Origin of the sequence: Azomonas macrocytogenes, from assembly GCF_014191985.1 — a bacterium.
GTDB classification, from domain to species: domain Bacteria; phylum Pseudomonadota; class Gammaproteobacteria; order Pseudomonadales; family Pseudomonadaceae; genus Azomonas; species Azomonas macrocytogenes.
The window spans coordinates 1-22,612 of sequence record NZ_JACHXI010000021.1; the positions used below are offsets into that span (position 1 = coordinate 1).

Below are 22,612 nucleotides of genomic sequence, written 5' to 3' on the forward strand. Positions count from 1 at the left end.
ATTTCGTTTTCTACTCAATTGCTTGCCGCTGACTGCTGGGCTAACCAGCTGCCTGCGGGAGGCGCATAATACAGCATCTCAAACTACCGTCAAGCCCTAGATCAATCAAATTAAGCCATTGATAAGAACTAGCGCTAGTTGCTTATAGTTTAGCCAGATCGTTTACTGGCTGCCATGAATTTCAAAACGCCTATTAAGGCGGCTTGCACAAAGCGATACCAATCAAACAAAAGCCCTGGCCAGAAGACCAGGGCTTTGTCAGCAGCCTGAAAGGCGTTGCCTTTCAGGCATAACTCAAAACATACGTTATTGAGCTTGTGCCTCAACCTCAGCTTCAACCCGGCGGTTGATCTGGCGACCTTCTTCAGTTGCATTGTCAGCAACCGGACGGCTCTCACCATACCCAACGGAATCCACACGGCTAGAAGAAATACCGTAATCATCAACCAGTACAGTACGAACAGCCTTGGCACGACGCTCGGAAAGGCGCTGGTTATACTGGTCGGTACCTACGGAGTCGGTATGCCCTTCAACAACTGTAGTAGTTTGCGGATACTGCGTCATGAAATCAGCCAAGTTCTTGATTTCACTATAGCTATCACTACGTACAGTAGCTTTGTCGAAGTCGAATTTAACATCCAATTCAACACGCACTACAGCTGGTACAGCTTGCGGTTCCGGCTCTGCTACCGCTATAGGTTCCGGAGCTGGCTCGGCAGCAGCCTTGCGAGTAGATCCACCGAAGTTCAAACCAACCCCAACTCCAGCTGTCCACTCGGAGTAGCCGTCATCAATGTTATACATGCCATCTACACCAACTCTGGTGAACAGCATGTCGGTAACATACCACTTGACACCAGTACCCACATTCCAATAGGTGCTGTGATCGCGGCCGGTTTTATATGCTTGACCGATGGATTGATAGCCAATCCCTGTAGATACGTATGGACGAACGCCATACCACCCTGTACCAGACAAGGCCGATCCAGGGCTACCGAAGTGATAGGTAGCATCGATAGAAGTATAGGATCCCTTGATATTCCTACGGCCAGGACCATTACCATCAGTGCGGCCATCGGCCCCATCAGCCCTGAAATCATGGTATTCGCCGTAAGACGCGCCCAAAGAGACATCGTCTGTCAGAAAGTAGCTGGCACCACCGCCAAGCAGATTTCCTTGGTTGGAAATATCGCGAGAGTGCTGGGTCTGATAGCTTTTATAGAAAGCTTCCACCTCTACAGCGCCCTTGCCTTGTGCCATCGCGCTGACAGAGGAGACAGCAACCATAGAACCCAGAACGGCGCTCAAGGTGTTTTTTAGTCTCATTCGTAAATCCCCATTTTGACCGTGTATCAAGCTAATTCCGAGACAAAATACCAAATTCCTTCATCTTCAGTAAGACATCCCGGTCAAGTTAAGTTCCAGTATGCGCTGGAATTTTATCATGAGCATATACAGCAAAGCATCCTTGTTAGTTCACTATTTTTTGCTTCTTTTCAAAAAGACAAACCAAATTTCCTAAATGCTTATTTTTCTCGTCAAGCTGAATCAAATCTATAGCTTAGAATGAAATTGTACATATTTTAGTCAGAAGCATAGCCCTGAAGACGATAATGTCAAAATCTCAAACCCAGTCGGATCAATGTGCAACCGCAACGACATTCAAGGTTAACGAACGAACAAACAAAAAAACAAGAATTAAAATCAACTTAACAGCATTCAAATACATGATTAACAAATTGATTTTGTTAAAAATCATCCAAATATCACACTATAATTATTGGAGTCTTTTATGATGCAACGGATTCAATTTTATCAAGACGCATTAAAACCAATTAAAATTATTGCATTTTTTCAATCAACAATAAGTGGCTATTCAACTATAGAATACGATGACCTCCCCCACCTACATTTAAGCACTGGAATGTATTTCGTTCAGATTGAAAACAGCTGCAGTCTAAACTTTAGCCAGCCTTCCGATTGCACATATCAATCGATATTGACGTGCGCTTTATATAGACGAAAAAAGCAAAACCAATAGTGATTGACAGGAGTGCTACCCCAGCGCCGTGTCCAAAAACATCATAACGGCAAATCCTGCCATCAAGCCCAGCGTCGCGGGGGTCTGGTGGCCATTGCGGTGAGTCTCGGGGATGATTTCATGGGAAACGACGAAGAGCATCGCTCCAGCGGCAAGTCCCATGCTCACGGGGTAAGCCAAGGCAAAGCCGCTGGACATGCCGATCCCTACTAATGAGCCTATAGGCTCCATAAGCCCGCTACAGATAGCAATCAAGGTTGATCCTGGGATTGACAAGCCGGTAGTCCGCAAAGCCATAGCAACAGCTAAACCTTCCGGAATATCCTGAATGCAAATGGCCGTAGCCAGTGGAATGCCTACATTGAAATCGCTATCGGCAAAACCGACACCAATAGCCATTCCTTCTGGCAAATTATGTAAAGTGATGGCCAATACAAATAGCCAGACTCGATTGATACGCCCTGCATCCGGCCCACAAGGACCGGTACTTTCGTGTTCATGCGGAGTTAAGCGATCCAGACCGAGCATCAGCAGGACACCCAGCGTCAGACCGAGCACTACGGTGGCAGCAGCGGATATCCCACCGCCAGTGATACCTTTGGCTGCATCGATACCGGGCAGAATCAGCGAAAAGGAACTGGCTGCCAGCATCATACCGGCGGCAAAGCCGAGCATAGTATCCTGAACTCGGATGCCTATCCGACGCATAGGTATGGCCATAAATGCACCCAAAGCAGTGCAGGCAAAACCAGCTACGCCACCGTAAATCGCATAATGCAGGTTTCCTGGATGGCCATTAACGAGCGCGTTGTAAATGCTACTACCAACCAACCAAACCACGATCACCATGGATACGCCCAAGCCAGCGGTGATCCATGGACTGGCCTCGGCCTGAGCAACCCAAGCAGCCCGGAAGTGAGATAGTGAAACCTGTGCGCTACTCATACCGTTCCTCGTCGAAGGATTGGAGCAAGCTGACAGCCAATACCGACTGCACGATTCTATATATCTTCAATATGCCTGAAACATAAGCGATTTAAGCTAAATGGAACGCGGAAAGTCCCATACCGAAACTGAATTTTCAGGTAACGTTCCTTACTCATCCATACCCAACAACCAAGCAACAACTACAAAGAACCGAAGATTACTGCAACGAAACCCACTACATACGACCTGAAGAATATCGTGATATCACTTCTCTCAACGGAATCGCTTCGGGTTGGTTTACTTCGAAGAAAACCGTGAGCTCCTACTCCAAGCGAGAAAAAATCTGGATCGAAGCGCCCAGAAGCTGGTTGAATAGTTCGCTCGGCCGCTGCTTGATGCGGCATTCAAGGAGCCTCCATGCGTATTCTTCTGGTTGAAGACGACCAGGCCCTGGGCGAAGGTATTCGTGCAGCTCTTAAAAGCGAAGGCTACACAGTAGATTGGCTACAGGATGGTGCCAACGCCCTACATGCTCTGAAAAGCGAGATATTCGAACTGGTCGTACTCGATCTTGGCCTGCCGCGCCTGGACGGCCTTTCCGTACTCAAACGCTTACGCGCTGCTTCCAATCCAGTACCGGTTCTGGTACTCACAGCACGCGATACCACCAACGACCGGATTTCCGGGCTGGATGCAGGAGCAGATGATTACTTGGTCAAACCCTTCGATGTTGCCGAGCTCAAGGCGCGCCTGCGTGCGCTTTTGCGGCGTAGCCTGAATCGCACCCAACCGGTAGTCGCCTATCGCGAGGTCCTGCTCGATCCGGCAACCCAACAAGTCAGCTATCAAGGGCGGCCGGTCAGTCTGTCACGCAAGGAATTTCTGCTGTTACATCAACTGCTTGCCCAACCTGGGCGCGTACTGACTCGCGATAGATTACAGGAAGCGCTCTACGGCTGGGACGATGAGGTGGAAAGCAACGCTCTGGAAGTGCATATCCACCATTTACGCAAGAAATTTTTCCCCGAACTGATTCGGACTGTCCGTGGCGTCGGCTACCTGGCGGAGAAAATTTGATGTGGTCGCTACGCAGCCGAGTCCTGGCGCTGGTGCTGGGGCTGCTGACCTTATCGCTACCACTGATTTCCTATAAAAGCTACCGGGATGCTCGTCATGAGACAGAAGAGCTGTTCGATGCACAACTGGCTCAGAGCGCACGCCTGCTGGAAGGCTTGGTTGGGCATAACATGAGTGAGGAATCACTGGGTCAGGTCCAGATAGCCTTGGATAAAGCCGTCAACCTGCGTTCGCGCACCAAACATCCGGGGGCTCTAAGTCATCCTTACGAAAGCAAGCTGGCCTTTCAAGTCTTTACCGATACTGGCCGGTTGATTCTGCGCTCGGCCAGCGTGCCCGATAGTGCTCTCGACGAGCTATTGGCAAGCCAGACGCCAAGTTACGAACCGAGTATCCGCACAGCATTGTCCTTGAAGGAGCAGGGTCTAAGCGGCTATCACGACGCCATCTTGGAAGATGGCCGCCTGTGGCGCATGTTTTTACTGCATGACCAGCAAAGCGATCTCTGGATTTTAGCTGGAGAACGTGAAGATGTCCGTGGTGAACTGATCAGCAAGATTGCCCGTCGCACCCTGATTCCAGATCTGGTCGCACTACCTATGCTGGCATTGATGGTCTGGCTAGCGGTCGGCTGGGGCCTGCGACCGTTGGAACGTATGGTGCAACTGCTCAAGGTTCGCGATCCTAACAACCTGTCGCCAATCCTGTTCGATCCACTGCCAGCGGAACTCGAACCCATGGCCGCTTCGTTGAATCGCCTGCTACTGCAAGTCACTCGTCTGCTAGAACGAGAAAAACGCTTCCTGGCCGATGCCGCTCATGAACTACGCACTCCGCTCGCCGTACTGCGAATTCATCAGCAGAATGCTCTTGAGGCACGCGACCCCAAGGATCGAGAAGAAGCGCTCCAGCATCTGGGCAATGCTGTCGAGCGGGCCACTCGGGTCGTCAGCCAGTTGCTGACGCTCGCTCGCCTTGAGCCCAACGCCGTGCAACCAGCCATGGTCAAAGTTGACCTACTGGCCGTGGTACGCGGCCAATTGGCCGAACTGACGCCACTGGCCCTGGATCAGGGCCAGGATCTGATATTGGATGCCAATGAAGATGCCGACTATCGTATGGTGGCCGATGCACCGAGCCTGGGCATCCTGTTGCAAAACCTGGTCAGCAATGCCGTACAGTACACGCCGGCTGGCGGCATGATCCAAGTAATCCTAGAAGCAGAAAAAAGCATGCTCACCCTGCGAGTACTGGATAGTGGCTCTGGCGTACCGCCGGAGCTGCGCGAAAAACTCTTCGAGCGTTTCTTCCGCCAAGGTCCTGGACAGGGCGCCGGCCTGGGCCTGTCCATCGTCGCGCGGGTGGTGGAACTGCACGGCGGCAACATCGAACTGCTCGATTCGATGCTCGACGGGCTGGAAGTACGAGTGCAACTGCCACGCCGTTTTTAGCCCTGGCTTAATGCCGATGACAACTCCCTATATGCGAGCAGGTATTTTCAGCTACTACGCTCCCGGCCTTGTTGAGCTGCTGCAGAATTTCACAATTCTGACTACCTGAGCAGCTTTTTCTCAGCTCGACCAGCTGTGCTTGCAGGATCTGCAGACTGGCAATACGCGCACTCACATGTTCGATGTGCTCATCGATCAGTTCGTTGACGTTGGCACAATTACCGAGCGGTTGGTCACGAAACCCCAGGAGCTGGCGAATCTCGCCCAAAGTCATATCCAGGCTACGGCAGTTGCGAATAAAGGTCAGTCGCTCGACGTGAATATCGCCGTACAGCCGATAATTGCCGCTGCTGCGTTCAGGTTGAGGTAATAACCCTTCACGCTCGTAATAACGGATCGTCTCCACTTGGCAGTTCGTTAATTTCGCCAATTCACCGATTTTCACTATGTACTCTCCCTAAAGACTTGACCTTATAGTGGCTACAGGGTGTTCACTCGACAATAGAGTTCAAGGAGAAACGCATATGAGCACCTGTTGCGACCAACAATCGGAACTACCCATTCTTGATACCTGCTGCAATACAGCAGGTGATCATGCTCATCTACAATCTGAGACTCCACTACAGCATCAGGAGTACTCCAGCTTTTTCCGTATCGAACAGATGGACTGCCCGAATGAAGAAGCATTGATTCGCGACAAACTGACCAAGCTGCCGCAGGTTCGTGATCTGGAATTCAACCTCGTCCAGCGCACCCTGCGCATCTGGCACGATGCATTGCCTACCGGACAGATAGCTGCAGCCATCGCCGCACTCGGCATGCAGGCCGAGTCATTGTCGGTACAGACCGAAACCAGCATCCGGATCGAACAGATGTGCTGTCCGGTCGAGGAACGCCTGATTACCGGCAAACTTTCAGGGATGCCAGGCATCACAGAATTGCGCTTCAATCTGTTGCAGCGCACCCTCGTGCTTGGTCACGAGTCACATAGCCTGGAGCCGGCGCTGCGAGCCATCCGCGGACTGGGTTTCACGCCCCAAATCATCGGTAGAACCGGTGCGAAAACTACTGCTCCATCTGCTCCTGCAAGAAAGGACACCTGGAAACTGATCGTCGCAGGTCTGGCGGCAATCGCGGCGGAAGCCCTGCACTTTCTGCAATCCGGCCCCGAATGGCTGATCGTGGCTTTTGCCTTGGCGGCAATATTGGCAAGTGGCCTGGATGTTTACCGCAAGGGCTGGATTGCACTCAAAAATCGCAACCTCAATATCAATGCCCTGATGAGCGTCGCAGTGACTGGCGCGATTCTGATCGGCCAGTGGCCGGAAGCGGCAATGGTGATGTTTCTTTTCGCCATCGCCGAACGCATCGAAGCCCGCTCGCTGGATCGCGCCCGCGATGCCATTCGTGGTTTGATCGATCTCGCGCCGCAACAGGCGACGGTACGCAAGGAAGATGGCAGTTGGCAGGAACTGGACGCAGCCGAGATCGTCCTCGATAGTGTGGTGCGGGTGCGGCCGGGTGAACGTATCGCCCTGGATGGCGTGGTGCTCGAAGGCCATTCCAGCGTCGACCAGGCACCCATTACCGGTGAAAGCCTACCGGTGGAAAAGACCATAGGCGACCCACTATTCGCCGGCACCATCAACCAGGCTGGTGCCCTCGAGTACCGTGTTACCGCGATGGCTGACGATACCACCCTGGCCCGGATCATCCATGCCGTGGAAAAAGCCCAGGGTTCACGGGCACCGACCCAGCGTTTCATCGATAAGTTCTCGCACATCTATACCCCGGTCGTGTTCGCTCTATCGCTGGCCGTCGCAGTGCTGCCTCCCCTGTTCTTCGAGGTCAGTTGGCACGAATGGATCTACCGTGCGTTAGTGCTGCTGGTGGTTGCCTGCCCTTGCGCCTTGGTGATTTCCACACCGGTCAGCATCGTCAGTGGCCTCGCATCGGCAGCGCGCAAGGGCATCCTGATCAAGGGTGGTGTCCATCTGGAAAATGGCCGGCATATCACTCATTTAGCCTTGGACAAGACCGGAACGCTGACTCACGGCAAACCTATGCAGACCGACTTCGTGACGCTTGGCCCGGATACTCCCGAACGCTACCACGCGCTGGCGGCCAGTCTTGCCAGGCGCTCGGATCATCCGGTTTCTCGAGCACTGGCAAGCACAGCAACTGCAGGCCTGCCGCAGCACGAAGTAGCGCACTTTGCAGCACTGCCCGGGCGTGGCGTTCGCGGCGTGATCGACAGTCAAACCTACCACCTTGGCAACCATCGTCTGCTGGAAGAACTGAACCTTTGTTCACCGGAAATCGAACATCGCCTGGACGAATTGGAACGCCAGGGCAAGAGCGTAATCCTGCTGTGCGACGAAACCCGAGCGCTCGCTCTGTTCGCCGTGGCCGATACACTCAAGGACAACAGTCGCAGCGCCGTTAAGGAATTACATCGTCTGGGTGTCAAAACCCTGATACTGAGTGGCGACAACCTATATACGGCCCAAGCCATCGCAACCCAGGTCGGGATCGACGAAATTCGCGCCAACCTGCTGCCGGATGACAAACTGCAAGCCGTCGCAGCACTGTTGGGTAAGCATCGTACGGTTGGCATGGTCGGCGATGGCATCAATGATGCCCCTGCCCTAGCCCATGCCGATATCGGCTTTGCCATGGGTGCCATAGGTAGCGATACCGCCATCGAAACCGCCGACGTAGCGATCATGGACGACGACTTGGGCAAGATTCCGGCCTTTATCCGCCTGTCGAGACAAACCGCCACTGTGCTCAAACAAAACATCGGTCTGGCACTGGGTATCAAGGCTGTATTCCTTACCGTAGCACTGACTGGACACGCAACCTTGTGGATGGCCGTGTTTGCCGATGTAGGCGTCAGTTTGCTGGTGGTAGCAAATGGATTGCGCCTGTTACGGGCGTGACTGCTACGGATTCGAAATGAGAGTGCAGGCCGACGCCGACACTATAATAACGATCGGCCCGCTTGCTATTGGCACAGTGCCATAAGCCGCGCCGTTATCGTGCACAAAAGAAATCCGTAAATTAGTCTGAATAATGAAGGAACAATGCAGCTATTTTTACAGCAGTTGCCGCACTGCTTTTTGAAAAGACCAGCTTGGCACCGGTCTTCGTATCTGCTGGTATTACCTACTAGACAGGCTAGTTTGTACTGCCAGAATTTTTGCGAATATCGATTGCGAACTGAATTCGCTCGCTCCAAAAATCGAAGCGATCATTCATCACCTCTTTCACTTGCGCTATCTGCCCTGCATCATCTTGCCCATCCAAATGCGCCCAGCGAACCGATATGTCTTCAGCAATTGCCGAAGCACTCATTTTCCAAAGGTCCTGTAGCTTCTCGGGACGTTTAAAAAGCAGCATCAATATACAGATAAAATCTTGATCGACCCGATGCTGAATTTCCATCTCCAGGACACATGACTGGAGTTTTTCGTACATCTGGACCAACTGTTGTAACGTTTCGCCGGAGTTGGCCGCGAGGTGATCATTCGGCTCCTGGTTCATGTGCTATCTCCCTGCACTTATCCATATGAAATTTTGGCAACACAAGCTGAATTCAGCGCTTCACGCTTCATATAGTATGAATGTTGCCGGGCAAGAGGGTTCAATTATTTCGCCTGGACGGCCCACCACAACAGCCATGCCACAATGAATGCAGCTAAATATGCTATAGCAAAGTGCGCTTGGACGAACCAAGCGTAAGGACTGCATGGAAAGGTTTTATTTTAACTTGAGCTTTAGCGTGATATTGAATCCAGTAGACACCCTCGAACAGGAACAAAGCGAATGGAGATATGCCGACATACTCTGTATTTGATCAGACACGGCGAAACGGAGTGGAACGCGCAAAAGCGCTTGCAAGGTAGGCGAGATATTCCGCTCAACGAGATCGGACGCCAACAGGCGAACAACGCAGGAGCCTGCTTGACCTGGCTGAACCTGGACACAGCGAATCTGGACTTCCTCGCCAGTCCGCTTGTGCGGGCCCAGGAAACCATGCGCAGCGTTCGCCACCAGTTGGGCCTGGACCCTACAGCCTATCGAACCGACGACCGCCTGATGGAAATCAGCTTCGGCAAATGGGAAGGCTTGAGCTGGCAGCACATCCAGGCGGAACACCCGAAAGAATACCGGGCTCATTTAGCCGACCCACTGGAGCTGGCAATACCGGGTGGAGAAAGTTGGCGCATGGTCTTCACGCGTGTAGCGGCAGTACTAAAATCGCTGGAGCGGGATACCTTGATCGTGGCCCATGCGGGCATCCTTCGCGCCTGTCTCAAGCTGCAGGGCGGCGTGGATGAACGACTGGCTCCGAACCTGGACATTCCACAGAACCGCATTTTGATCATGCGTAATGGGCACTTTGCCTGGTTACAGGCCAACTCCACGCCCGATGGCAGCCAGGCAATGCTGTCTCAAACATCTCCTGGCTAACCAACCCCGAATCACAACTGCCACCGGCAGGGCGTTTTCCTTGCTACTGACAAGCCATCACCGATCCTGCCGCCGCCCTGCCAGATCAATCCTTGAGCGCCTGGATATGGTGGCGAAGATGATCCTCGATGAAACTGGCAATGAAGTAATAGCTATGATCATAGCCAGGTTGCAGCCGCAGCTTGAGAGGATGTCCAGCACGCTCCGCCGCCGCTTGCAGATTCATCGGTTTGAGCTGCTCCTCCAGAAAATCATCGGCGCCGCCTTGATCGACCAGAATCGGCACTCGTTCCGTCGCACCGGCAAGCAACTCGCAGGCGTCCCATTCCCGCCAACTGGCCCGATCCGCCCCCAGATACCGGCCAAACGCTTTTTCACCCCATGGACAATTCATCGGATTGGCAATCGGTGCAAAGGCTGAAACCGAACGATAGCGGCCGGAATTACGCAACGCACAGACCAACGCGCCATGCCCCCCCATGGAATGACCTGAAATTCCTCGCCGAGCGGAAACGGGAAAATTCATTTCGATCAACGCAGGCAACTCATTCACCACATAGTCATGCATGCGGTAATGACGTGCCCAGGGCTGCTGAACCGCATCAAGATAAAAACCAGCGCCATGGCCGAAATCCCAAACCCCATCCAGATCATCCGGAACATCTGCCCCACGCGGGCTGGTATCCGGCGCGACGATAACCAGACCCAACTGCGCAGCGTACCGATGGGCGCCGGCCTTCTGCATGAAATTCTCGTCGGTGCAGGTCAGGCCAGACAGCCAGTACAGCACCGGCAACGATTGCGTCGCGTCAACCTGGGGCGGCAGGTAAACGGCAAAAACCATGTCGCAACCAAGCGTAGCGGAACGATGGCGATAACGTTTGTGCCAGCCACCGAAGCTCCTGGCACTGGAAACAAGTTCGAGAGACATGCGACAAACTCCGTCAAACCGAAAACCATGAAGCCGAGACCACAAACGCTGGCTTACGCTCAGAAATGCACAACAGTCCGGATACTCTTGCCTTCGTGCATCAATTCAAAAGCATCGTTGATCTGCTCCAGGGCCATTGTATGGGTGATGAAAGTATCCAGTGGAATTTCGCCTTTTTGGGCTTTTTCCACGTAGCTGGGCAATTCGGTACGACCCTTCACACCACCGAAGGCACTGCCGCGCCAGACACGCCCAGTCACCAATTGGAAAGGTCTGGTGCTGATTTCCTGCCCGGCACCCGCCACGCCGATGATGGTCGATTCACCCCAGCCCTTGTGGCAGCACTCCAGCGCCGCGCGCATCAACTTGACGTTGCCGACACATTCGAGCGAGTAGTCCACGCCGCCATCGGTCATCTCCACGATGACATCCTGGATAGGTTTGGCGTGATCCTGCGGATTGACGAAATCGGTCGCGCCCAACTGCCTGGCGATCTCGAACTTGGCCGGATTGATATCAATGGCGATGATGCGCGCAGCCTTGGCCATGGTCGCACCGATGATCGCGGCAAGACCGATACCACCCAGCCCGAAGATCGCCACGCTAGAGCCAGCCTGGACCTTGGCTGTATTCAATACCGCACCGATGCCGGTAGTCACACCGCAACCAAGCAGGCAGACCTTTTCCAGCGGTGCATCCTGTGGAATTTTGGCCAGGGAGATTTCCGGCAGGACGGTGTATTCGGAGAAAGTCGAGCAGCCCATATAGTGGTAGATCAGCTGACCCTGATAAGAAAAGCGCGTCGTGCCGTCCGGCATCAACCCTTTACCCTGCGTGGCACGCACTGCCTGGCAGAGGTTGGTCTTGCCGGACTTGCAGAATTTGCACTGGCGACACTCGGCGGTATACAGCGGAATGACATGGTCGCCAACGGCGAGAGAGGTCACGCCCTCGCCTATCGCTTCGACGATGCCGCCGCCTTCATGGCCGAGAATACTGGGAAAGATCCCTTCCGGATCGTCTCCGGAGAGCGTGAAGGCATCGGTATGGCAAACCCCAGTGGCCACGATACGCACCAGCACCTCACCCGCCTTCGGCGGCTCGACATCCACCTCGACAATCTGCAAGGGCTGTTTGGGGCCGAATGCCACGGCCGCGCGGGATTTGATAGTCATCACGTTCACTCTTGATACAGGGAAAGCCCGAAGTTTAATTCAGGAAAAAGCCAGGCAAACCATCGATCCAGAATTTTTACCGACCGTCATCTTTTGCCTGAACATACTGTCAACACTGAAAACAACCAGAATTCCGGATATCCACTCGTTTATCTGCCAACTACCCGCAGCACTGCCTGTTCATTGATCTGACAATCCGGTCGAACCCGCCCAAAAGAGCTACAGTTAAGACAAGAGGTTGCCGCATACCGCCTGAGTATCGACGATTCGCATGGCTCGCGTGGCAACCTCTGGTTCCGTAACTGCAGGAGATCAGCATGGATATTCTGATAAACAGCAGCAACAGCACTAACGCCAACCATTTCGAACAACGAATCAGAGCCAGCCTGGAAAACGAACTGGATCGTTTTGAAGAACGCCTGACCCGTGTCGAAGTCCACCTGAGTGACGAGAACAGCAGCAAGAAAAGCGGACCAGCAGACAAACGTTGCCAGATGGAAGCGCGCATCAAGGCACGCGACCCTGTGTCGGTGACCCACAAGGCAGACTCCTATGAACAGGCCATCGCCGGAGCCACGGGAAAATTGAACAACGCCCTGGAGCACACCTTCGGCAGGCTTGATAATCGTCAGTAGCCTGTTTGGTCAATTCACAATTCAAGTAGTCAACTTCGACGACCGAGGTACCGAGACGGCATTGCCCCTCTTCGTCATGGTCCTGCTATGACTCCTCGTGACGCCTGGTTTCGGAACCTCGGCCACCCAAACTTGAGTTAACCTATTAACCGCACAGCCACGTTCAGCTTGAACCAACCCATGTTTCCTGGCTGAAGAAGCCACTGAAGGCTAAGAACTGGCTGCAAAGCCGATCCTCGTTCAGCCTCCCACCTTTAGCGGCTTTATTTATGAGTCTATTACGCAAGAAAAGAATCGAGGTCATGACTGGTACCGGTGCCGAGGTATCGGAGCTGAAGAAAGTCCTCGGTGCCCTTGATCTGGTCATGCTCGGATTGGGTGCGATGATCGGTACCGGTATTTTCGTGCTCACCGGTATCGGTGCAGTGGCGGCCGGGCCAGCCCTGGCCATCTCCTTTATCCTGGCAGCTTCTGCCTGCGCTCTGGCAGCGCTGTGCTATGCCGAATTCGCCTCGATGATTCCAGTAGCGGGATCGGCATATACCTATAGCTATGCCACACTGGGCGAGTTGATCGCCTGGATCGTCGGCTGGAGTCTGATTGCCGAATACGGCTTGGCAACTGCCGCCGTTTCGGTAGGTTGGTCGGGCTATTTCCAGGCACTGCTCGCCGGTTTCGGTCTGCAACTGCCAGCAGCGCTAAGCGCTGCGCCCGGCGTCGACGCAGCGGGAACAACCACCCTGTTCAACCTGCCGGCATTCGTGATCATGATGGTGATCACAGCGATTCTCGCTCTTGGTATTCACGAATCGAAGCGGGTCAACAATCTGCTGGTGATTATCAAGCTGATAGTGGTCATCCTGGTGATTGCGGTAGGCGGCTGGTACGTCAAACCGGAAAATTTCGAACCCTACGCGCCCCATGGGCTTTCAGGCATAGTCAGCGCTGCGGCACTGGTATTCTTCGCCTTCCTCGGTTTCGACGCTGTGTCGTCTGCGGCGGAGGAAGTACGCCGCCCGCAGCGCGACCTGCCCATTGGATTGATCGGTTCACTACTGATCTGTGCACTGCTTTATGCCCTGGTCGCCACCGTTGCCACCGGCATCGTGCCGTTCCAGGATTTCAAGGGTGTGGATGAGCCAATTGCCCTGGTATTCCAGCGCGCCGGAATCGACTGGCTTGCCGGGCTGGTCAGCCTGGCGGCAGTGAGCGGGATGATGACGGTGATTCTGGTAATGGGTTATGGCCTGACCCGCGTCGTGTTCGCCATGTCGCGTGACGGCTTGCTGCCGGGCTGGCTGTCACGGATTGACCAGCGCCAGGTTCCGGTTGCCTCGACCTGGCTGCTCGGTACGATTTCGGCACTGATTGCCGCAACCATTCCACTCACCACCCTGGCCGAGTTGATCAATATGGGTACATTGCTGGCCTTCACCATCATCTCCCTGTCCGTACCCATCCTGCGACGTACCCGCCCGGATCTGCAACGTGCCTTCCGGGTGCCGCTGCCCTGGGTACTGGGCCCGCTCTCGGTGGTGATTTGCCTGATTCTTATGCTCAATCTCGCTTTCGAAACCTGGTTTGCTTTCCTGATCTGGCTACTGGTCGGGCTGGCCTGCTATTTCGGCTATTCGCGCCACCACGCGCGCCACGAGAACCTGTACTGATCGGCAACGGTGATAGTTGTCGTGGGCACGTCAATCATCCTGCCGCTGATGCCATGTCCTGCGGAAAAAGCCGGTCCATACCGCGAATGAACTCGGCCTTGCCACCAAAGGACGGGTGTCGGATGCAGACAATCTGCCGCTCGGGAAAAGCCCGTCGCGCACATTCCGTTCCCTTGGCGCCGACCCCGGCCACCTGATCGGGGTGGAACAATCGCTCGATATCCCGCAGATAAGACACGCCCTGCGCGATTTCCTGCACCATGGGTGCTCGATTGCCGTCATGTTTGCCTGGCGGGTGCGGATGGAAGGGCAAGGAATTCCAGAACAACGGAGTAATGCACCGGGCACAAAGGTATTCCCAGACGATACTGGCAGTGTTTTCCGCCTCGATCCGGGCAAATACCAACTCATCTCGCAAGGCGTCCAGCAGTGGATGCCCGGCACGCGTGAAAATACGTCCGCTACTGAAGGGAATCCCGGTTATCCGACAGCCCTTGTAACCAGGTGCTTCCCCGACCAGCAACACGCGCCGACCTTCGATTCGGCACATATGATTCAGGTAGATACGCAGGTTATTGAGGATGGCAGCGTCGCGATAAGGATTGGTCAGCGTGGACGTATTGCGTTGCTTCGTCAGGGTCTGCAGGAATGTTTCGATGGGCACGCCGGACTCTCCGATTTTTCAAGCGGCCGGGTGGAAATGCAAGAAGCAATTTCCACCGCAATAATCGGAATAGGGAACGGAAAAAAATCCAAGCCAGTGGCCAAAGCTGCGTTTCAGCATTACGCCAGCATGGGCTACTCCAATCAATCAAACAGGCCAGTCACTAGCTCCCCTCGATATGCTGATCGAGATTTTCCACCAGCATTTTTTCGAACTGTTCGGTGAACCAGATTGTTGCCTTTTCCTTGTCCGTAGCCAGATCACCGGACCGGCGAGCGGCTTCGTAGGCACTGAAACGTGCAGCGGCATAGCGGATGGCAGCACTGATTTTCCCCAGGTCTTTCTCTTCTTCGAGCAGGCGGTTGGCTATGGCAATGAACTCATCGGCCATGTCGAAGATTTCCATGTTATTGGCTTGTTCGGACATTTTCTGATCCCTTGGCAAAGGTGGATCAGGCCAGCGTTCATGGCTTGTGTTTGATACACAAGTAGACGATCCAGCCTGAATGGACGTTATTTCATCAAGTACATGCCGCAGGTCTGTAAGCGACCCAAGGCATCGACCATTTTATCTCCCGAACGCCAAGCAATATAGCCGCATGCCTCTATCCCATGCAGCATGGACGGCCATCCTGACCGCTACCGGAGTGTCTTCCCTTACCAAGAGTGCGGCTTGACACGCCTCGGCTTATAACGAATCGATCACTCCGCCATCTACTCGTAAGGCTGCTCCCGTCGTAGCCGATGCCTGCGGTGAACAGGTATAGACGACCATATTGGCAACCTCATCCACAGTGGCCGGGCGCTGGATGATAGATGAAGGACGGTTCTTCATCACGAATTCGACACCAACTTCCTGCAACGTCTTGCCAGTCTTTTTCACTTCATCGGCAAGCATGTCGATCAAGCCTTCACTGAAGGTCGGGCCAGGCAGGATGGAATTCACCGTTACACCGGTACCGGCCATACGTTTGGCCAGACCACGCGCAATGGATAACAGTGCGGTCTTGGTAAAGCCGTAGTGGATCATGTCTGCCGGAATATTCAGCGCCGACTCGGAAGACAGGAATACCACCCGCCCCCAGCTATTTTCCTGCATGGCCGGCAAATAGGCCCGCGCCAGACGGACACCGGACATGACGTTGATTTCAAAAAAGCGCGTCCACTGCTCATCGGGAATCTCGAAGAAATCCTGCGGACCATAGATACCCAGGTTGTTCACCAGAATCTCGCAGCGTGGGTGCGCGTCCAAAAGTGCCGCACATCCCTGGGCAGTGCCCAGGTCCCCGGCAAAACCTTGAATCTGAGCCTTGGGTACGACCTCCAGAATGGTATCAATAGCCTCCTTCACCCGTTCGTCCTTGCGGCCATTGACGATAACCGATGCACCAGAGGCGGCAAGGCCTTGGGCAATAGCCAGGCCAATTCCACCTGTGGAACCGGTAACAATGGCAGTTTTTCCGGAAAGATCGATATGCATGCTGTCCTCTCTACAAACCATGGCTAGTTAAATTCAGAGACACGGTCTGTTTCTCGACAGTTTCAAAAAAGCGAAAACCGCTAACCCGTCATCTTCCAGCGGCATCAGGTGACGTTTAAGACAGCCTAAGGCTTCTCGTCCAGGGCTGAAGCTGTGGCGAAGCTGACAAAGACATACCTCTGATATGACCTCAACTTTATCGAGCTACAGCGGTCGATCTATCCAATGACAGCAGACCATGTACTCAGGAAGCTATCCATGACCATAGAAACCCTGCACATCGAAGGTATCCCTACCCCGGCCTCACGCATTGGCCTGGGTACCTGGGCCATCGGCGGCTGGATGTGGGGTGGTACCGACGAAGACAATTCCATCCGTACCATTCGCACTGCCATCGAACGCGGGATCAACCTGATCGACACTGCCCCGGTCTACGGTTTCGGCCGCTCGGAAGAAATTGTCGGCAAGGCCCTGGAAGGGATTCGCGACCAGGCAGTCGTTGCCACCAAGGTCGCACTCGAATGGAGCGAAGACGAGAAAATCGTGCGCAATTCAACGCCGGCACGTATTCGCCAGGAAATCGAAGATTCGCTGCGTCGTCTGCGCACCGATCGCATCGATCTCTACCAAGTGCATTGGCCAGACCCACTGGTGCCGTTCGAGGAAACTGCCGCCGAGCTGGAAAAGCTGCATCAGGAAGGCAAGGTTCTCGCCATTGGCGTCAGCAACTACAGCCCCGCACAAATGGATGCCTTTCGCAATAAAGCCCTGCTGGCCACCATCCAGCCGCCCTACAACCTGTTCGAACGTGACATCGAGGCAGATGTACTGCCCTATGCTCGTGCTCATGGACTGGTCGTGCTGGCCTACGGCGCACTCTGTCGCGGCCTGCTCTCTGGACGGATGAAGGCCGATACTCACTTCGATGGCGACGATTTGCGCAATGCCGACCCTAAATTCCAACCGCCGCGCTTCGCTCAATACCTGGCAGCGGTCAAGGCGCTGGAACAGTTGGCACGCGAACGCTACGACAAGCCAGTGCTAGCCTTGGCGATCCGCTGGATTCTCGATCAGGGTAAGACCATCGCGCTATGGGGTGCGCGCCGCCCCGACCAGCTCGAAGGCATCGACCAGGCTTTCGGCTGGAAACTGACGCCGCGCGATCTGAACGATATCGATGCGCTGCTTGCCGAGCATATCAAGGATCCGGTTGGCCCGGAATTCATGGCACCGCCGACCAAAGACAGTTGATCGGGGTCGCCACAGCCCCAAGAGGCCCGCTGCACCTCTTTCTTTTCAACCAACGAGACCGGACAGAGCCGACATGGCAGAGCACCAAGCTCACCTTCAACGCGGAGAAAGACCGGCAAGATAGGCCGACAGGTTTCTCGAGGCCACCAGAACTTTGCCGTGTCCCGTGAACCGGAGCACCATGAATTCTCCCGACTTGGCACTGCTCAGCATCCTGCCGAACATGCCCTTGCCAGACGCTGCAGCGGATATTTCATGGCGCAGTCCGGTACTCCAGGCGACCAGGTGCCCGTTGTCGATCACTAATTCTTGCCCCGGCTCGATAGCAGCCTCAAAGATTTGCCCAAAGCCACTGACTGCCACCTGTCCGCTGCCGGACGTCTGCATGATGACGAAGCCACCAGTGTCGCCGAACAAGGCACTGCCCAGAGAGTTCATCCGGTTTTCGATGGATACGCCAGCATCGCAAGCCAGGAAGCACCCCCGATTCAGAATATATTGGTCCCCGCCTGATACGTTTAGCACCTTGATATCGCCAGGCGCCTGTGGCGCCAGCATGATCTGGCCCTGGCCCGTCTTGCTGATGCCCTCGATCTGCTGGATGAAGAACGATTCATCGTTGGCGAAACTGCGCATGAGAGATGCCATAAGCCCGCCGCTCATGCGGCCTTCGACACTGACCAAGCCGTCATGCATCACCATCGCATTGGATTCGGCGATCACCTTTTCACCATAGGCAAGCTCGACCGACAGCAGTGGGTCACGCCCTTCCACAACCGTGAATGTGCTCATGCAGCCCTGCTCCTGGATTATCACGAACCCGGAATCGTAGTTGGCGCGCACAGGCTGTGCAATTTCACTATCGAAGATCGACCAGGCCGCCTTCGTCGTGAATGATTCCAGGTGCCGAGGGACACCGTGATCGTGCATAGATACCCGCAACCCAAGCCAGAACGCTAGTGTCGAATGTTTTCAAAGGAGTACAGCTTGTTTCCGGCTCTTGAAATTATCGATATACCCAATATCCAGCAGGTATCCTGTCGCAGGTTAAAAAGACGATAATGAACTATCGAAGCCGACTTCTGAAATTGTGGAATAACGTGGCGAACCTGCAACCATTATTCAAAGCGCTTCTGACGCGCTGGCCGACGGTCGATGTCGTTGGCAAGCCATCCCGGGATCTGCGGATCGATGTCGTCCGCGGGCTGATGCTTGTCTTTATCTTCATCAACCACATGCCCGGTAATTTCATCGCCCGCTATACGCTGTCCAATTTCAGCTTTTCGGATGCCGCCGAGATCTTTGTCCTGCTGGCCGGCCTCTCGGCGACGCTCGCCTACGGCAAGATCATCGACCAGCAAGGATTGGCCGTGGGAATGCTCAGGCTCGGCGCCCGTCTGTGGACGCTTTACGTGGCACATCTGATCGTGTTCCTGATCGTCTGCGGTGTCGTCTTCATGGCCGTCACCCGAACCCAGAACCCGCTTTACATCGCGTTGATCAACATACAGCCATTTCTGAGCGATCCACTCAATGCACTGGTCGATGTCCTGACGCTGGTCTATCAGCCCAGCTATCTCAACATTCTGCCGCTCTATATCGTTTTACTGGCGGCCTTTCCCTGCATTTATCTACTGGTACGCCGCAGTCCTGCGCTGGCGCTGGTCGTGTCGGTCATGGTTTGGCAAGGCGCGACGTTCTTCAATATCAATCTGCCCGAACGCTTCGGTGGCTGGTTCTTCAATCCACTGGGCTGGCAACTGGTCTTCACGCTTGGCGTGGTGATGGGGCAATTCATGCGGCACGGAATTTCGCTGGGGAATCCCCGAGCCGTAACCACCATTGCGTTAGCGGTATTGATTATCCTGTGCCTGGTCAAGATCTATCCTCCTGGCTTTCTCGGGCTGCCCTGGCTGGAGGCCTGGATCGATGAAGTACACATCGGTAACAACAAGATGAATCTGGCACCCGTGCGCGTTGCCCACCTGCTGGCGATAATCTGGGTCTTCTGCGCGTTCGTTTCCGCGCGCACGCCTCTACTGACCACTATTGCGGGGCGAATCCTTGCGATGATGGGGCGGCATTCCCTGGCGGTTTTCTGCACAGGTAGCGTTCTATCTATCCTGGGCGAGGTCATCATGACCGAGACGTCTTATGTCATCACCATTCAACTGCTCGTCTGTGCGACGGGTATCACGCTACTCGCTGGACTGGGAGCCTTTTTGTCATGGTATCAATTGCAGGTTGGATCGCAGACAGCACGCCAGCCCGCACCATCCGGCTCGGCATTGCCATCGCGCTCCTGATCTTGTGCCCGGCCTGGCAAATCCATGCCGAGGAACCCACCGGCAACTGCCAAGCCTGGAGCAATGCCCTGGAGTTCCACCCTGCGCTGCCGGCTACCCGGCATGCACTGCGGGAAGGCGCGGCACTGACGCTCGTAGCACTGGGCTCGTCCACCACAGAAGGGGCCGGAGCGAATGCCCAGGACGAGAGCTATCCCGCTGAAATCGGCGAGCAGCTGGAGCGCCGCCTGCCCGACCACCGAATCATCATCCTGAACGAAGGGATCGGCGGACAAACCGCATACGAGATGCTCCAGCGCATGGATGAGGACGTCATCGCTCGCCGACCGACACTGCTGATCTGGGATACGGTAATTACCGATACCCTGCGCGACGTGGGGCAGGCTCGCCTCGCCCGGACGTTGAGAAAAGGGATCGGAAAAGCCCGCGAAGCCGGGATCGATATCCTGCTGATGGACATGCAGTGGCTACCGCACGAGGATCGTTACCCAAACTACGATGACTATCGGAAAACGTTCAGGAAAACCGCTGCCGAGCTTGGCGTAGCGGTCATTCCGCGCTACGACCTGATGAAGATAATGGCCCGTTCGGAGATGTTTGCCCTACCGGATCAATCCGGAACGGACGTTCTCCAGTTGACCGATTCCAGTAACCACTGTCTTGCCATACTGGTGTCCGAAGCCATTGCGGGTGAGCAGCGTTAAGCCCGCTCGTATCCAGAATAGCGCGTTATCATGGCTGCCCGCCTCGCCAGGATTCACCTGCCGCCATGCCTCGCTTGCCTCGTCTCCAGCGCCTGCTTGTCGTTACCCTGACCATCGTTGCCGGGACGTTGCTGATCGCGTATTGGGCGACTCGCCAGGCCGAGTGGCGGGTGTTGCTCGAAGCAGGAACGGCAGGCGCAAGCCAGGCACAGCTTTATGCCAACAGCCTGCAGACCCTGATCGACCGCTACCGCACTCTGCCTGCCGTATTGGCGCTGGACTCCGAAATGCGTACCGCCCTGGCCGGCCCGATGGATGCCGAAACCAGCCAGCGCCTGAATCGGCGCCTGGAACGCATCAACCTCGCCACCGGATCATCTACGCTGGAACTGATGGACAAGACCGGTCTGGCCGTGGCGGCCAGCAACTGGCGTCAACCAACCAGCTATGCCGGGCACAATTACGGCTTCCGGCCCTATTTCCAGCAAACCCGTGTGCAAGGCACCGGGCGCTTCTATGGGGTCGGAGTGATCAGTGGGATTCCTGGGTATTTTCTCTCCCAGGCGGTGCTTGGCGAAGACGGCGAATTTCTCGGGGCCGTCGTGGTCAAGCTGGAGTTTCCCGAACTGGAACAGAGCTGGAGCCAGCGAGCGGAGGTAATCCTGGTCAGCGACGCCAGGGGAATTGTGTTTATCGCTAACCAGCCAGGCTGGCGCTACCGCATGCTGGGGCAACTCACTGCCAACGATCTGGCCGAGCTAGAGGCGAACCGGCAATACGACCGTCAGCCGCTGACACCCCTGACGTACCGCAATCTGCGCGAATTGGCACCCGGCCAGCGCCTGACGCGTATCGAAGGACCGGCAGACCGCAAGGATTTTCTCTGGAATTCACTACCGCTGGCGGAAACAGGCTGGACCCTGCACTTGCTGCGCGATACCCACGAATTCGCTGCCGATGCCCGCACAGCCGGTTTCGCCGTCGCGGGAGCCTGGCTGGCACTGGTTTTTGCCGGCCTGCTGCTGCACCAGCGCTGGCGCCTGGCTCGTGAACGCCAGCGCAGCCGCGGCGAATTGGAACGCCTGGTGGAGGCCCGCACCACGGCGCTGCGCACCGCCCAGGACGGGCTGGTCCAGGCCGCCAAGCTGGCTGCGCTGGGACAGATGTCCGCCGCCCTCGCCCACGAGCTGAACCAGCCGCTGACCGCCCAGCGCATGCATCTGGCCAGCCTGCACATGCTGCTCGACCGGCAGCGCATCGACGAAGCCCGCGAAGCCGTTGGCCGACTCGATGCGCTACTCACTCGCATGGCGGCGCTGACCGGCCATTTGAAGACCTACGCCCGCAAGACCCCCGGTGGCCTGCGCGAAGCGGTCGATCTGGCGCGGGTAGTGGATCATGCGCTGGAATTACTGGTAGCACGGGTGCGCACCGAGGAGGTTCATGTCGAACTGCACCTGGCACGCCCAGCGCGGGTGCTGGGCGATGGCATCCGCCTCGAGCAGGTGTTGGTCAATCTGCTACGCAATGCCCTGGATGCCATGACCGGAAAGAACGAACGGCGCCTGACAATCGATCTCGAATTGCATGGAAACAAATGGCGACTGGCAGTGACCGATACTGGCGGCGGTATCGCGGCAGAAGATCTGCCACAGATCTTCGATCCTTTTTTCACCACCAAGCCGGTAGGCGAAGGGTTGGGACTGGGGCTGGCGGTATCCTATGCCATCGTTCATGAACTGGGTGGCAACCTGAGCGCCGACAATACCGGCAGTGGCGCTCGTTTCAGCATGATCTTACCGGCCGCTCTGGAAACAGAGGAGTGAA

At 55.3% G+C, this 22,612-nt stretch carries 20 protein-coding genes; 10 read left to right on the forward strand and 10 right to left on the reverse strand.

Features of this window, described 5'->3' with window-relative positions:
- Nucleotides 1-306 precede the first annotated feature (306 nt).
- The gene (locus tag FHR87_RS15925; RefSeq protein WP_183167723.1) at nucleotides 307-1,326 is read right to left on the reverse strand and encodes an OmpA family protein; all 1,020 of its coding nucleotides are present in this window, start codon (nucleotides 1,324-1,326) and stop codon (nucleotides 307-309) included.
- A 730-nt stretch (nucleotides 1,327-2,056) separates the two neighbouring features.
- Complete coding sequence (locus FHR87_RS15930; protein WP_183167724.1) at nucleotides 2,057-2,986, reverse strand: ZIP family metal transporter; 930 nt, start codon at nucleotides 2,984-2,986, stop codon at nucleotides 2,057-2,059.
- A 399-nt stretch (nucleotides 2,987-3,385) separates the two neighbouring features.
- Here FHR87_RS15930 and FHR87_RS15935 point away from each other — a divergent pair, with 399 nt between their 5' ends.
- Together FHR87_RS15935 and FHR87_RS15940 are read left to right on the forward strand one after the other, a co-directional pair.
- Nucleotides 3,386-4,045, forward strand: a complete 660-nt coding sequence (locus FHR87_RS15935; RefSeq protein ID WP_183167725.1) for a response regulator — start codon at nucleotides 3,386-3,388, stop codon at nucleotides 4,043-4,045.
- Nucleotides 4,045-5,496 carry an ATP-binding protein gene (locus FHR87_RS15940; protein WP_183167727.1) on the forward strand — a complete coding sequence of 484 codons (1,452 nt, stop codon included), beginning with the start codon at nucleotides 4,045-4,047 and terminating at the stop codon, nucleotides 5,494-5,496. The genes FHR87_RS15935 and FHR87_RS15940 overlap by 1 nt, the downstream gene beginning before the upstream one ends.
- Before the next feature lie 7 nt (nucleotides 5,497-5,503).
- Here the strand turns inward: FHR87_RS15940 and cadR are convergent, their stop codons facing one another.
- On the reverse strand, nucleotides 5,504-5,941 hold the full coding sequence (cadR, locus tag FHR87_RS15945; RefSeq protein ID WP_183167728.1) for a Cd(II)/Pb(II)-responsive transcriptional regulator: 438 nt from the start codon (nucleotides 5,939-5,941) through the stop codon (nucleotides 5,504-5,506).
- Between the two features lie 79 nt (nucleotides 5,942-6,020).
- On the opposite strand from cadR, the gene FHR87_RS15950 reads away from it, so the two are divergent.
- Nucleotides 6,021-8,438: a heavy metal translocating P-type ATPase gene (locus tag FHR87_RS15950; protein ID WP_275944089.1), complete on the forward strand. Its 2,418-nt coding sequence runs from the start codon at nucleotides 6,021-6,023 to the stop codon at nucleotides 8,436-8,438.
- A gap of 238 nt (nucleotides 8,439-8,676) precedes the next feature.
- On the opposite strand, the gene FHR87_RS15955 is transcribed toward FHR87_RS15950, so the two are convergent.
- A complete protein-coding gene (locus FHR87_RS15955; RefSeq protein ID WP_183167729.1) occupies nucleotides 8,677-9,042 on the reverse strand; it encodes a hypothetical protein in 366 nt (121 codons plus the stop codon).
- Between the two features lie 282 nt (nucleotides 9,043-9,324).
- On the opposite strand from FHR87_RS15955, the gene FHR87_RS15960 reads away from it, so the two are divergent.
- Entirely contained in the window at nucleotides 9,325-9,972 is a 648-nt protein-coding gene (locus tag FHR87_RS15960) for a histidine phosphatase family protein (protein ID WP_183167730.1), read from the forward strand.
- An 85-nt stretch (nucleotides 9,973-10,057) separates the two neighbouring features.
- Here the strand turns inward: FHR87_RS15960 and fghA are convergent, their stop codons facing one another.
- Complete coding sequence (gene fghA / locus FHR87_RS15965; protein ID WP_183167731.1) at nucleotides 10,058-10,903, reverse strand: S-formylglutathione hydrolase; 846 nt, start codon at nucleotides 10,901-10,903, stop codon at nucleotides 10,058-10,060.
- A gap of 59 nt (nucleotides 10,904-10,962) precedes the next feature.
- Entirely contained in the window at nucleotides 10,963-12,078 is a 1,116-nt protein-coding gene (locus tag FHR87_RS15970; RefSeq protein ID WP_183167732.1) for an S-(hydroxymethyl)glutathione dehydrogenase/class III alcohol dehydrogenase, read from the reverse strand.
- A 317-nt stretch (nucleotides 12,079-12,395) separates the two neighbouring features.
- Between FHR87_RS15970 and FHR87_RS15975 the strand changes: the two genes are divergently transcribed.
- Entirely contained in the window at nucleotides 12,396-12,713 is a 318-nt protein-coding gene (locus FHR87_RS15975) for an HPF/RaiA family ribosome-associated protein (protein ID WP_183167733.1), read from the forward strand.
- Nucleotides 12,714-13,015: 302 nt separating this feature from the next.
- On the forward strand, nucleotides 13,016-14,380 hold the full coding sequence (locus tag FHR87_RS15980) for an amino acid permease (protein WP_221189884.1): 1,365 nt from the start codon (nucleotides 13,016-13,018) through the stop codon (nucleotides 14,378-14,380).
- A gap of 34 nt (nucleotides 14,381-14,414) precedes the next feature.
- Here the strand turns inward: FHR87_RS15980 and FHR87_RS15985 are convergent, their stop codons facing one another.
- The 3 genes from FHR87_RS15985 to FHR87_RS15995 form a co-directional block, all read right to left on the reverse strand.
- Complete coding sequence (locus FHR87_RS15985) at nucleotides 14,415-15,044, reverse strand: uracil-DNA glycosylase (RefSeq protein ID WP_183167735.1); 630 nt, start codon at nucleotides 15,042-15,044, stop codon at nucleotides 14,415-14,417.
- A 163-nt stretch (nucleotides 15,045-15,207) separates the two neighbouring features.
- Nucleotides 15,208-15,471, reverse strand: a complete 264-nt coding sequence (locus tag FHR87_RS15990) for a DUF3144 domain-containing protein (protein ID WP_246336066.1) — start codon at nucleotides 15,469-15,471, stop codon at nucleotides 15,208-15,210.
- 261 nt (nucleotides 15,472-15,732) lie between these two features.
- Nucleotides 15,733-16,524 carry an SDR family NAD(P)-dependent oxidoreductase gene (locus FHR87_RS15995; protein WP_183167736.1) on the reverse strand — a complete coding sequence of 264 codons (792 nt, stop codon included), beginning with the start codon at nucleotides 16,522-16,524 and terminating at the stop codon, nucleotides 15,733-15,735.
- 258 nt (nucleotides 16,525-16,782) lie between these two features.
- On the opposite strand from FHR87_RS15995, the gene FHR87_RS16000 reads away from it, so the two are divergent.
- Nucleotides 16,783-17,775, forward strand: coding sequence for an aldo/keto reductase (locus FHR87_RS16000; RefSeq protein ID WP_183167738.1), 993 nt, complete (start codon nucleotides 16,783-16,785; stop codon nucleotides 17,773-17,775).
- A gap of 96 nt (nucleotides 17,776-17,871) precedes the next feature.
- Here the strand turns inward: FHR87_RS16000 and FHR87_RS16005 are convergent, their stop codons facing one another.
- Nucleotides 17,872-18,567, reverse strand: coding sequence for a TIGR00266 family protein (locus tag FHR87_RS16005; RefSeq protein ID WP_183167739.1), 696 nt, complete (start codon nucleotides 18,565-18,567; stop codon nucleotides 17,872-17,874).
- A gap of 269 nt (nucleotides 18,568-18,836) precedes the next feature.
- Here FHR87_RS16005 and FHR87_RS16010 point away from each other — a divergent pair, with 269 nt between their 5' ends.
- The 3 genes from FHR87_RS16010 to FHR87_RS16020 all read left to right on the forward strand — a co-directional run bounded on the left by FHR87_RS16010 (nucleotide 18,837) and on the right by FHR87_RS16020 (nucleotide 22,611).
- A complete protein-coding gene (locus FHR87_RS16010) occupies nucleotides 18,837-20,081 on the forward strand; it encodes an OpgC family protein (RefSeq protein ID WP_183167740.1) in 1,245 nt (414 codons plus the stop codon).
- Complete coding sequence (locus tag FHR87_RS16015) at nucleotides 20,003-20,785, forward strand: SGNH/GDSL hydrolase family protein (protein ID WP_183167742.1); 783 nt, start codon at nucleotides 20,003-20,005, stop codon at nucleotides 20,783-20,785. Before FHR87_RS16010 ends, FHR87_RS16015 begins: the two co-directional genes overlap by 79 nt.
- 65 nt (nucleotides 20,786-20,850) lie before the next feature.
- Nucleotides 20,851-22,611, forward strand: coding sequence for a sensor histidine kinase (locus tag FHR87_RS16020; protein ID WP_183167743.1), 1,761 nt, complete (start codon nucleotides 20,851-20,853; stop codon nucleotides 22,609-22,611).
- Nucleotide 22,612 lies beyond the last annotated feature (1 nt).